This is a genomic window from Parabacteroides sp. PF5-9 (genome assembly GCF_029893105.1).
Lineage (GTDB): Bacteria > Bacteroidota > Bacteroidia > Bacteroidales > Tannerellaceae > JARXWG01.
In genome coordinates this window covers 128,743-141,156 of the sequence record NZ_JARXWG010000002.1, presented here as the reverse complement: position 1 = coordinate 141,156, position 12,414 = coordinate 128,743, and the positions used below count along the sequence as shown (strand labels likewise).

The following is a 12,414-nucleotide window of genomic DNA, read 5'->3' as shown; positions in this document are numbered from 1 at the left end:
AGAAAAAATATGTGTGGAGAGTTGCTTGATTATGCCAACCGCTTCCACTTTCTGCCACTTCATCAAACTTCTGTAAATCAGTCCATATTTCACTTTTCTTTGTCGGTAAATCATTGCAATGAGACCGATTTAAGTAATAACATTAAAAAGTATTAATATGGAAGTAATAGCGATAGAAGGCAAGGCCTTCGAGCATATAAAGGAACGGTTCGAAGTATTTGCCAAACAGATTAAACAATGGTGTGAGGTTGACCAAGCCAGCGACAGTAAGTGGCTCGACAATCAGGATGTTTGTACTCTCTTGAACATTTCCAAGCGTACATTACAGTATTACCGGAATAGCGGTAAGATTTCCTTCTCACAGGTCAACAACAAATGCTACTATAAGGCATCCGATGTGGAAGCGTTACTCAAGGATTCCCTAATCTCTAAACAGAATGGAAAATGAAAGAGAAGGTCTTTGACTTAAAGACTCTGACAGGAAATTGGGAAAGTGTAAATCTGAATCCGACAATTATTGTCTATCGGGACAGAAGGCTTTATATGTTAAGCATAATCCACATAAACGAGACTACCCATCAGGCAAGCCCGGCGACCTATGAAATTATGGAAGATGAAGACGGTTTCTTTATCAACTACAACCTGAAAAGAGCATCTATCAGTTATGATAGCAAACAGGATGTATTAACCTTACTCCGTTAGGAGATTATTTGCGAAACTAAAAATAACTTGATATGGATATGTTAGATAAGAGATCGGAAGCAATAGTATCTTTATTCCAAACGTTGGATGAAGTGCAGGAAGCAATTAGGGAAGCTCTGAAAAGAAGAACACCCCACCTAAACGGAGAGAAGTATTTGACAAACAATGATGTAAGTAAGTTGCTGAATCTAAGTACACGCACTTTGCAGGATTGGCGGGATAACGGAGTAATCAGTTATATACAAATATCGGGTAAAGTTCTTTATCGACAGTCGGATGTACTGAAACTGTTAGAGAGCCATTATCAAGAATCATGGCAGGAAAAATAATCTAAAGACGATAAAAGCGAGTTTTCAAGGCTCGCTTTTATTGTTAGAGAAAATATTTATTATAGGAAAAGCCCCTGAATTCCAAATAATCACTACCTTTGTATTACATCCTTCAAACATGTGCGCATGTCGATGTAAAACAGCGAAGGTTGCTCATGGGTAAATCATGGGACTTACAAAAAGTTGAATTTATAACTTATTGATATACTGGTCGGTTTTGACAGGTTCAGAACCCCAGGCAAATCACCAAAATAAAAGACCATTCAATGTAAGATCCCTGATTCCCATACGGAATTAGGGATCTTATTTTTGTGCCAACCGGCAGGAAAATACAGAAAAAGTAAATCTTTCATGTTCAAATTGTGGGACTTTTTAGTTTTTCAAAAAGTCCCACGATTTAGACATTATTTCGCTGTATATCAATTCGGCTATCTTAACACAATAGTGACCTCTTTGGCACCATGGGCACCGATGACGAGGGCTTGCTCGATATCGGCTGTTTTAGATGGGCCGGAGATGAATACACCAAACTCATATTCCAGGTCGCTGATCTCGTCGTATGCATCGTGCATATTCGATACCAGTTTGTTTCTATCCAATAGGATGATGAGATTCTCCGCTATGAAGTAGAGGGCACGGTGTTTAGTGTTCTTGGGGATCCAGACTGCACCGTTCTCGGCAACTCCAAATGTTCCTTCTATGATGGCTACGTCGGTATTTGCCAGTTGATGTGGAGTGTCGAATTCGTCAGGATGGATGGTATTCATACCTTCGATAGATAAGTTGGTCACAATGCTCTTGGCTTCCGGATATAATTTCTTGATGATAGAGTCTAATGATTGCTCGTTCAATGAAACAACTTTGCCACCCACGAATTCACAAGAGGAGATAAATGTCGTTTCTTTGTCTTCGATAGGAAAGTGAAGACTACTCAAATCAGGCATATCAATTTTCTCAATAGGTTGTTTGCGAATAGAGTCTATTATTTCTTGTTTCGTGTTCATACTTGTTTGCTTTGTTGTACTTTACCCTTTTTCCACATACTAACGAACGATTCTTTCGCAAACTTAGGCAGTTCTCTGCCTTTTCCCCAATTGTTCAATCCGTTGTAGAGTATGAAGCGTGGCATTACATTTACGACAGGTGCCAGTTTGAGTGCCGTGCGGAATAGGGGAGGACTGCCGAACATATACTTCATACCATACGATGCTGTTTTTTTCAGTCGGTCTGCCTTGCCGTAACTATCCAGATTCTGTCTCCAACGATAGATTTGATCCGCCAGATCGATCTTTGCCGGACAGACATTATTGCACGAATAGCAAAGCGAACAAGCAGACACATTATCGTGATACTTCACCGGATCCTTAGCCATTCCCAGATTGATACCGATAGGTCCCGGTATGAAATAGGTGTATGCGTATCCGCCACTACGGCGATAAACCGGACAAGTATTCATACAAGCCCCACAACGAATACATTTCAGTGATTGATAATGTTCTGCATTTCCTGATAGTTTACTTCTACCATTGTCTACAATAATAAGATGAATTTCTTTTCCTTCGCTCGGTTTACGGTAATGCGAGGTGTAGGTTGTGATAGGCTGACCGGTAGCCGAACGAGCCAGCAATCGGGTGAATACGCTCAATGCTTTCTTGTCGGGAACCAGTTTTTCTATACCCATCGAAATAATCTGAACAGGAGCCAGAGCTGTTCCCATATCGGCATTTCCTTCGTTGGTACAAACGACTATCTCACCCGTATTGGCTACTCCGAAGTTTGCTCCGGTCATGGATGCATCGGCTGTCAGGAATTCATTTCGAAGAAATCTTCTTGCCGTATGTGTCAGGTAGGTAGGATCGCTGTTGTCCTTCTCGGTTTGCATCTCTTTTTCGAATAGTTTTCCTACTTCCTGACGTTTCAGATGGATAGCAGGCATTACAATATGACTGGGCTTCTCATCCATCAGCTGAAGGATGCGTTCACCCAAATCACTCTCCACCACATCGATGTCCTTGCTCTCTAAAAATGGGTTTAACTCGCATTCTTCGGTTAGCATCGACTTACTCTTCACCAACTTCTTGACATTCCTTTTCCGAAGAATGTCATACACAATTTGGTTATGTGCTTCGCCGTTGTTTGCCCAATGTACAATAATCCCGTTTGCTTCTGCTTTCTCTGCGAACTGAAGGAGATACGTATCCAGATGACTGACAACATGCCGTTTGATCTGGTCGGATAGATCACGTAGTTGTTCCCATTCGGGTATTTGCATCGCCAGCCGGTCGCGTTTGCTTCGCACCATCCACAGTGTCTCATTATGCCATTGTTCCTGTGGACGGTTAGCTATAAAGGTTGCGGCCTTTTTACCATGAATAGTGCTCATAAGCCAGTAGATAGAATTTGAACAATGTGAATAAACTCAATAGGAAGTTTCTGCCTTTCCACGACACCTTGCATATGCATCAGGCAGGAACTGTCTGCTCCGGTAATATACCGTGCTCCGGTTGCTATGTGTGCCTTGACTTTATCTTCGCCCATGCAAGTAGAAACTTCAGGTTCTTCAATGGCGAACATACCACCAAAGCCGCAACATTCGTCTGGTTTCTCAGGTTCAACCACCTCTATGCCGTCAACCAATCGCAATAGATTGATCAGCTTATTGTAACGAGGAATATTCAGTTCGCTTGCCGATGATAACTTCAACTCACGTACACCATGACAACTATTATGAACGCTTACTTTATGCGGGAAGTATCCCGGTAGCGCATCTGGCTTTAGTATATCGTGGATAAATTCGCAGATATCGTATATCTTGGTGTTGGTTTGATACAGATGCCCTTCGTCTTTCAACAATCGCGGATAGTTGAACTTAACGAACGACGCACAGCTTGCCGAGGGAGCCACTACATAGTCATACTTTTCGAACTGCTGTTCGAAAGCTTTCGCCAGCGGTATGGCTTCTTTTTCAAAACCTGCGTTGGCCATTGGCTGGCCACAGCAGGTCTGATCCATTGGAAAATCCACATCCTGTTGCAAATACGTCAACAGTTTGTAGGCGGCGACACCCACATCGGGATAGATCGCGTTTACGTAACAAGGTATGAATAATCCGATTTTCATAAAGATAATCTAATGTTCGGTTGTTAAATCTGAGTTTCTAAATAAACCACGTGTGTTTGCAGATATTCTTCCAAACCATGTTTGCCATCTGCACCACCGATACCCGACTTACGCCAGCCCGCGTGGAATCCCTGCATTGCTTCGAAGTTCTCGCGGTTGATGTATGTTTCACCAAACTTCAGTGAACGCATGAGTTTAAAAGCATTGTCAAGGTTCTGAGTATATACGGATGATGTTAAGCCGTATTCGCAATCATTAGCCCATGCAATAGCATCATTCATATCGGTATACTCAACGACCGGTAATACTGGTCCGAAGGTTTCTTCCTGAATAATGTCCATTTTCTGTGTAACATTGTCAAGGACGGTAGCTTCAAAGAAGTATCCTTTGTTGCCGATGCGTTTACCTCCGCATAACAGTTTTGCTCCTTGTTTGATTGCATTCTCAACTTTATCTTCAATTGATTTCAGCGATGCCGCATCAATAAGGGGACCCATATCCAGATCGGCTGTTTCGCTCGGATTACCGACTTTGACAGCTTTCATGCCGGCTATCAGTTTCTCCATGAATACATCTTTTATCTTTTTATCAACATAGACACGCTCAGCACAGTTACAAACCTGACCGGTATTGATCACGCGTGATGCAATGATTGATTTTACGGCTAAGTCGATATCTGCGTCTGCCATAACAATAGCGGGAGCCTTTCCGCCTAACTCCAGTGACACTTTGGTCACGTTTGCTGCTGCTGCAGCCATTGTCTGAACGCCGGCAGCAACACTACCTGTCAGACTCACCATACCAACTTTCGGATTCGCTGCCAACTCGTTGCCGATGACCGATCCACGCCCGTTTACCAGGTTGAATACGCCTGCCGGAAGACCTGTCTCTTCTACAATCTGTGCAAACACATACGCATTTTCGGGGGTTTGCTGACTTGGTTTTACGACTATTGTATTACCAGTAATCAAAGCAGGTGCTGCTTTACGTGCTATCAGGAAGAACGGAAAGTTCCATGGAAGTATACCGGTAGTTACACCGATCGCTTTTTTGAAAAGCATAATCGTTTCTTTCGGACGATCGCTTGGGATGATCTCACCTTCGTAACGACGTGCCCATCCTGCCATGTATTCCAGATAATCAGCCGTAAACAATACCTCTACATTTGCCAACCCTTGTGTTTTACCGCCTTCGCGTACAATAATATCAGTAAGTTCTTTTTCACGCTTACGAATACCTGCTGCCATTTTAATAAGATATGAAGCCCTTACTGATGATGGGGTACTTTCCCATTTCTCCTGCGCTTTTTCAGCAGCTTCGATGGCTGCGATAGCTTCTTCTCTGGTGCCGTCAGGCATTAAGGAGATCACCTCTTCTGTTGAAGGATTCAGTACATGAATCCATTTTCCACTGGTATTTTCGACAAACTTACCGTTAATAAAGCTTTTTAATTCTTTCATGGTATATTATATTAAGTATGAATAGCAGCTTTTGCGTTGCTAAAGTATTTATTCTGTTATACAACGGGTTTCTAATTCTGATTTTACTTCTGTCAAAAATGATACATTAACGTTTTGCCAGAATGGATTTTAGATAGGAAAATTGTCATTTTATGCTGAACACAGATTCGTTTGACAATTGTCAAACGATCATTCTATAATTATCAAACGATTATTACACAATTGTGAAACGATCATTTGACAGTTGTCAAACGATTTTTTCTTTATAATCTTTCCACATTTATATTCAGAAGAAACAATCGACCAATCGTATGAAATACATTTAGATTAATTCTTTACCTTTGTCCGCTTAATTATAGAAAAGACGATGTCATCTGATCAGAATAAATTGACTTATAATCAAGGGATTATTTATGCTGTGGTCTGTTATATTGCCTGGGGGCTTTTTCCTATTTTCTGGAAAGCAATTACAGGAATACCGGCCGCTAATGTGTTGGCTCATCGGATTGTATGGTCGTTTGTTTTGCTCTTGGTCTGGGTATTTTTGACTAACCGGCAAACATTTATCAGCTATGTCAAACAGCCTCGTATTTTGTTCCGGCTCGGCTTAGCCGGATTGGTTATTACGGCAAATTGGGGCATGTATATCTATGCCGTAGCAAGTAATCATATTGTAGAGGCGGGGTTAGGTTACTATATTAATCCTTTGGTGAATGTATTTTTGGGTTATGTTTTTCTAAAGGAGCGTTTGGCAACCATGCAAAAGATAGCTGTTGTACTGGCGCTTGTCGGTGTTACCTATTTTACAATCAGTTATGGTCAGTTTCCCTGGATATCACTTGTTTTGGCGGTCACTTTTGGCTTATATGGGTTGTTGAAAAAGAAAGCTCAACTGGAGTCTATGCCTGCGCTTACGGTAGAAACAATGGTTGTTTTTCCGTTTGCTCTGGCGTTTTTATTGTATACAGGGAGAAGTGGTGGAGAGGTCTCTTTTTTCCCTGCGTCGACCCTAACGAGTTTGCTGTTGGTGGCAAGTGGCCTTGTGACAGCCCTTCCGCTTTTTTGGTTCGGCAAGTCGGCACAGGTCATACCACTCTCCACGATGGGGTTTATTCAGTATCTAAGTCCGACTCTTCAGCTACTTCTTGGCGTATTTGTTTATAATGAGACTTTCGGGATAGAGTATCTGATCTGTTTTGCTTTTGTTTGGGCAGGGTTGGCGTGTTATACGATCAGTATTCTGAAAGGGAAAAAGGTGACAATTGCGACATCGTAAAACAACATAGAGGCTTTTGATAACCTCTTTTTAATAATTTCTTAATTTAATAATATCATTAAAAAATGAAGAAAAAACGATTTTATGGAAAAGATGTTTTCCGGTTTAAACGATTTGCCCGGAAAGCATACAGTGCATTTAACAGTATGCACAAGGTGGTGAATATCGGGGTGATCACAGGATGTGTGCTTACCATCGTTCCAACAATGGGTGTTTGGGCACAAACCTCAGAAGAGCAACAGAAAACACCGGAGATGGTGGAGCAGGAGATTGAAGAAGTTATGGTTACAGCCTCACGGGTGGCCATGCCGATCAATCAAACGGCAAAATTGGTCACAGTAGTCACCCAAGAACAAATTGAGCAGGCGCCCGTCCAAAGCCTTCAAGACCTATTAATCTATACCGCCAATATAGATGTTGTCCAACGAGCAGGACACGGCGTACAATCAGACATTTCTATCCGAGGAGGATCAAAAGACCAAACCGCCATACTACTTAATGGAGTCAACCTCTCCAACTCACACACCGGAGTTTATAGTTTAGACATTCCTTTCAACCTTTCCGACATCGAACGTATCGAAATTATTCATGGCCCATCCGCTTTGATTTATGGGGCAAGTGCATTTGCCGGAGGAATCAATATCATCACCAAAAAGAACGTCAATTCAAAAGGATATGCCCGTGTTGAAGGCGGTATGCATAATCTTCGGGCACTGGAAGTACGTGGAGCGGCTAAATGGGGGATAGCCACGACCTCTCTCTCGGCAGGACATAACTCCTCCGACGGATATACGGATAATACCGATTATAACCTGTATAACCTTCTTGGACAAACCCGTCTTCAGTTTAAAGAGAATTCGAAAGTAGATATTAATCTTGGTTATAATGACAAGAAATATGGAGCCAATAGTTTTTATACCGCAAAGTTTCCCCATCAATACGATCATACCAGCCGGTATTTGGGTACATTGAAAGGAGAGTTTGGTTCCAAGCTGAAATTTATACCGATCATTTACTGGTTCAGACATTATGATACCTTTGAACTCAATAGGGGGACTGAAAATGGAAAAAATTACCACCGGGGTGATACTTACGGTACCAATCTAATCATGCAGTATGAATCGAAACTTGGTCATACCAGTATAGGAACTGAAATACGACGGGAAGATATTATAAGTAATGTTTTAGGAAAACCAATGGCTGAACCACACGGTCATTTTAAGAATTACGATGATCGCCTGAATACCAGCGTCACTTTAGAACATACGGCCAAACTCGAACACTTTGTTTTATCCCTAGGCGCATTGATGAATCATAATACACTGGAAAAAGGGAAATATAAATTTTACCCTTCTGCCAGTGTGGCTTACCGGCCCAATTACAAGATAAATATCTACACCACCTGGGGGAATTCTACCCGAATGCCGTCGTTTACGGAATTGTATTATACAACAGAGACACACGACAGTAACGATAATCTCCTACCGGAACGTTCACAATCTGTTGATCTGGGGTTTAAATACAAAGATGCATTTGTAAGCGCTTACCTGACAGGCTTTTTGATGTGGGGGCGCAATATTATCGACTGGGTCAGGGTGGAGAAAGAAGATGGACGAACCGTGAGTGCTTCATGGAACCATACCAAATTGAACACACAAGGTGTTGAACTGGGTCTACGTTTCAGGTTGGCGGAAATATGGCCTGTTTTAGGAGAACAGACAGCTCTCTCTCTTGATTATGCGCGTATGAATCAAGATTGTGATACCAACGGACAAAACTCCTTGTACAAACTGAATTATCTTCGTGATAAATTTACTGCGACATTCAATCACCGGATCTATAAGGCGTTTTCTGCAGGGTGGTACTTCAGGTATCAAAAACGAATGGGAATGTATGATGCCTATGAGGATGGGTTGGATATCGGTCGAACTCCTTACCGAGCCTTCTCCACATTAGATTTAAGACTGAACTACCATTATCAGGATATCGCATTACATCTCAATTTAAACAACCTGTATGATACTCGGCATAATGATATGGGGAATATTCCGCAACCGGGTTTCTGGTTGACAGGGGGAGTCAGTTATACCTTTAAATAATCACCGGTATGAAATATTATATGGCAATAATTCTATTATCTCTTTTTGTGGATAGTCGGGCAGAGGTGTTTCAATTAAAGAATGGTGATCTTATCTTTCAGGAAGCTTGTACGGGAGATACGGAAAATACCATTAAACAGGTCACAAGCAGTATCGGAACGTATCAGTTTACGCATGTCGGGATTGTATATATAGATAGCGCGGGGGCTGTTTTTGTGCTCGAAGCAACTACTCCCAAAGTTACTCTGACTCCAATTTCCGAATACCTCTATCCTGACGACGAAGGATGTTTCCCTAAGTCGGTGGTAGGCCGGTTGAAGGAGGAGTATCAGCCGCTTATACCACACGCATTAGCAATTGGACTCTCTTTCATTGGAAAGGAGTATGATTATGGTTTTATTTTGAATAATGATGCATTTTATTGTTCAGAGTTGGTCTATGAGATACTCAAACAAGCCAATAAGGGGAAAGAGGTTTTTCGCCTAAACGAAATGACTTTTAAATCTCCAGACACAGAAGAAACGACTGTAGGTTGGATCGACTATTTTCATAAACATAATCTCCCTATTCCGGAAGGTGAAGCCGGAATCAATCCGGGTGCAATGTCACGGGCGGATGTAATAGAGGGGGTATATGAATTATGAGTTATGAATTGTGAATTGAAAAATAGAAAGAGAATGTGCTTTCATAGGATGTAAATGTAAAAACAACAGGGTTCAGGTGGTATACTTGAACTCTGTTGTTCTTTTCTGACAATTCAGTCCTAATTTTGAATCCTTAAATTCTTCGGTTTCTGAAAACAACTGGTCATATCAATCATTCTGTTCTCTTCGATACGATAGAAACGTTGATTGGTATGGGGTGAATCCAAACCTCCGAGACGTTCGATATAAGGCCCTAGTTTGATGTAGTTGAAGTTGTTAAGCGAACAACCTTCGGGTAACTCTTTTTTTCCGGAATACCAACCGGTTTTTATTTTTCCTTCACTCTGTTTCCGTAAATAAACGGAGAGGGATTCAACTTCATGAGGAGCGGCATCGCCCCCCATGAAACAGATACAGGTAATTGCATTTTTATATTTCCCAAACAACTCATCAAGCGAATCTCTATTGAGAATTTCACCGGTATCTCTCATCAGATGGGCGCTATGACATCCTTTACAACGGTTCGGGCAGTTGGAAAGGTTGATCGCCAATGTTACCTCGTTCGGGATTTCCTGAAAAACGATATCATAGCTGGTGAACCGTAGCATAATGGCGCTGAGCGGCCTCCTTTTGCCGCGGTTGAGAGAAGTTGCTGATACGTTTCATATAACCGATAATGCGGGTCAGATAGTCGATATTCTTGCTTTGACAGGAAGGACATTCGTGTAAATGACGTTTGTCGATATGTCCGCAATCGTTGCATACGGTATTGGGTATGTTGAATGTAAAGTAGTTGCACCCTTCCTGAGTCGCTACCCGCAGCAGTTGACGGTATTGTTCCTTACTCAAATGTTCGTCGAGATTGAGGTGAAGCGCTGATCCTCCGGTCAGGTGTTCGATATATTTCCGGCCATGGATGCGGAATTTATCAATGATATTCAACGACTCATCTTCTACGATATAGAAATAACTGTTGTAACAGTCTCGGTTGACTTTGTATCCGTCCCGTTTATCCCATTTGGCATGTTTCACTCCGACATTCTCGGCCGGGATCATTTCGCAGTTGAACATGATCTCTTTTGTCCGGTATTTTTTGTTGTAATCTTCAATCAGCCCCAGTATCTCTTGAACGAAGCTTAGATAACGCGGATTATCACTGATCTCTATTCCAAGAAATTCTGCGGCTTCAACCAAACCATTCACGCCGATTGTCAGGTATTGACGTCCCATATTGATATATCCGGCATCAAACAAGGGGAGCATTCCTTTTTCATGCATATACTTCAGATTGTCGTTGTAGGCCAGTTGAACCTTATGAACGAGTTCGACAATCTCTTCGAGGAAAAACTGATAAGGGTATCCTTTCCGTACTGCACTTTGAATACAGCGATTCAGGTTGATCGTAAGTACACTTTTTGATCCGGTAGAGACTCCGCCGGCTCCCAGCGTATAGCTAAACCCATTATCTTGGATCTCATTACGAAGACGACAACAACTACTCAACGAATCGGCGTTGTCGCTCATATAAGTAAAAAAAGAGTGTCCTTCGGCATACATCTCTGCGGTGAAATCTCCATACTCTTTGTCTTTAGGCTCCCCGTTTTCAGTCAATAGCGCCATTGTCTCAACCGGAAAAGTCAGAATAGAACGGGTTCGTTCTTTATTGAACCATTTCATAAAACGTTTTTGCAGCCAACTGAGTGACTCCCAATGAGGTGCTTCGCCGTTAGGAAAACGAAATTCGTTGAACAAGCTTTCGAAATAATACCGGTCGTAATACGATATATTCCAGAAAACAGCCTGAAAATTACGAGCTCCGGTAGGTTGGTTGATCGAATAGACGATCTGTTCAAAATAGTCGGTAATTACCTTATCAATGGTTCGTTGTTTTTTCGACAGGTCAACCACCTTATCTGCTTCTAAATAATAATCCGAACCATATTCCAGTCCGATGAAATAGTTCATATACATCAGAAACTCAGGAGTTGCACAGGCACCACTCAACATACTCGATACCATAAAAACCATATTGATAAAACCACCGGAGAACGATTTCAGGTTGGTTGGCGCTTTCGAATTGCCTCCGATGGCAGCCGTTCCACTAATCAGCCAGGGATACATGGTAATACTGGCACAATAGTTCGCCAGGCTGGTCTCGTCGTTTTTATAAATATAGTGACCATTAAGCATTTCGATATATTTATCGGCAACCTCTTTTCCATATTTTTCTTTCAGGCGATCGGTCAGCATACGCCGATTCAGGCGTATAAAATTCGATTTGGGTAGTTCGCCGATCAGTGTGGCCATATTCTTATTCTCCACATTCGCATTGGAGTCGTACTTGCTTCCTGTCGCAGCATTTTTTGCATCGCAGTATTCCATCAAGAAGTTTAATTTATCGCGTACCTCCCTGTCTTCGGTATGTTTCTGACGGTAAATCATGTACGCTTTGGCAACTGCATAATACCGTTCGGCCATCAGGGCGATTTCTACCTGATTTTGAATCTCTTCCACTGTGGTTTCGTTCTTTATACTTACCCGGCTCAGGATGTTCGTAATCACATCCTGCGTGGCAAAACTTCCCACCGATAAAAATGCTTTGGCTATGGCATTCTGAATTTTCTCAAGAGAAAACGGTTCTCTTTTTCCATCCCTTTTAACGATAACTAAGTCCATCATTTTATTAATCTGTTTAGCTGATAATATGCTTAAATGGTCGGAAACTAAACGGGGGATAGTTGATAGTCGGAGAGGAGTACCTGTTTGCAAATACTCATCCTGTCG

General features: G+C 41.9%; 11 protein-coding genes and 1 pseudogene. 6 read left to right on the top strand and 6 right to left on the bottom strand.

The annotated features are described in order from the left end of the window. The first annotated feature begins 157 nt into the window (after positions 1 to 157). From M2135_RS01920 to M2135_RS01910, 3 genes and pseudogenes are all read left to right on the top strand, one after another. Positions 158 to 448: a helix-turn-helix domain-containing protein gene (locus M2135_RS01920; RefSeq protein ID WP_280746883.1), complete on the top strand. Its 291-nt coding sequence runs from the start codon at positions 158 to 160 to the stop codon at positions 446 to 448. Further along, a pseudogene (locus M2135_RS01915) lies at positions 445 to 722 on the top strand (DUF3876 domain-containing protein). The gene M2135_RS01920 and the pseudogene M2135_RS01915 overlap by 4 nt, the downstream one beginning before the upstream one ends. Positions 723 to 734: 12 nt before the next feature. Then, positions 735 to 1,031 carry a helix-turn-helix domain-containing protein gene (locus M2135_RS01910; protein ID WP_280746882.1) on the top strand — a complete coding sequence of 99 codons (297 nt, stop codon included), beginning with the start codon at positions 735 to 737 and terminating at the stop codon, positions 1,029 to 1,031. Positions 1,032 to 1,459: 428 nt separating this feature from the next. On the opposite strand, the gene M2135_RS01905 is transcribed toward M2135_RS01910, so the two are convergent. The 4 genes from M2135_RS01905 to aldA are packed head-to-tail and all read right to left on the bottom strand — an operon-like array spanning position 1,460 to position 5,611. Further along, on the bottom strand, positions 1,460 to 2,035 hold the full coding sequence (locus M2135_RS01905; protein ID WP_280746881.1) for an LUD domain-containing protein: 576 nt from the start codon (positions 2,033 to 2,035) through the stop codon (positions 1,460 to 1,462). After that, on the bottom strand, positions 2,032 to 3,414 hold the full coding sequence (locus tag M2135_RS01900; RefSeq protein WP_280746880.1) for a lactate utilization protein B: 1,383 nt from the start codon (positions 3,412 to 3,414) through the stop codon (positions 2,032 to 2,034). The genes M2135_RS01905 and M2135_RS01900 overlap by 4 nt, the downstream gene beginning before the upstream one ends. Next, complete coding sequence (locus M2135_RS01895; RefSeq protein WP_280746879.1) at positions 3,411 to 4,151, bottom strand: (Fe-S)-binding protein; 741 nt, start codon at positions 4,149 to 4,151, stop codon at positions 3,411 to 3,413. Before M2135_RS01895 ends, M2135_RS01900 begins: the two co-directional genes overlap by 4 nt. 23 nt (positions 4,152 to 4,174) lie before the next feature. After that, positions 4,175 to 5,611 carry an aldehyde dehydrogenase gene (gene aldA, locus M2135_RS01890; RefSeq protein ID WP_280746878.1) on the bottom strand — a complete coding sequence of 479 codons (1,437 nt, stop codon included), beginning with the start codon at positions 5,609 to 5,611 and terminating at the stop codon, positions 4,175 to 4,177. Between the two features lie 367 nt (positions 5,612 to 5,978). Here aldA and rarD point away from each other — a divergent pair, with 367 nt between their 5' ends. The 3 genes from rarD to M2135_RS01875 all read left to right on the top strand — a co-directional run bounded on the left by rarD (position 5,979) and on the right by M2135_RS01875 (position 9,630). Beyond that, complete coding sequence (gene rarD, locus M2135_RS01885; RefSeq protein WP_280746877.1) at positions 5,979 to 6,887, top strand: EamA family transporter RarD; 909 nt, start codon at positions 5,979 to 5,981, stop codon at positions 6,885 to 6,887. Positions 6,888 to 6,952: 65 nt separating this feature from the next. Further along, a complete protein-coding gene (locus M2135_RS01880; protein WP_280746876.1) occupies positions 6,953 to 8,986 on the top strand; it encodes a TonB-dependent receptor in 2,034 nt (677 codons plus the stop codon). Positions 8,987 to 8,994: 8 nt separating this feature from the next. Further along, complete coding sequence (locus M2135_RS01875; RefSeq protein WP_280746875.1) at positions 8,995 to 9,630, top strand: YiiX/YebB-like N1pC/P60 family cysteine hydrolase; 636 nt, start codon at positions 8,995 to 8,997, stop codon at positions 9,628 to 9,630. A gap of 119 nt (positions 9,631 to 9,749) precedes the next feature. On the opposite strand, the gene nrdG is transcribed toward M2135_RS01875, so the two are convergent. Next, on the bottom strand, positions 9,750 to 10,238 hold the full coding sequence (nrdG, locus tag M2135_RS01870) for an anaerobic ribonucleoside-triphosphate reductase activating protein (protein ID WP_280746874.1): 489 nt from the start codon (positions 10,236 to 10,238) through the stop codon (positions 9,750 to 9,752). After that, positions 10,216 to 12,309 carry an anaerobic ribonucleoside-triphosphate reductase gene (gene nrdD / locus M2135_RS01865; RefSeq protein ID WP_280746993.1) on the bottom strand — a complete coding sequence of 698 codons (2,094 nt, stop codon included), beginning with the start codon at positions 12,307 to 12,309 and terminating at the stop codon, positions 10,216 to 10,218. Before nrdD ends, nrdG begins: the two co-directional genes overlap by 23 nt. Between the last annotated feature and the right edge of the window lie 105 nt (positions 12,310 to 12,414).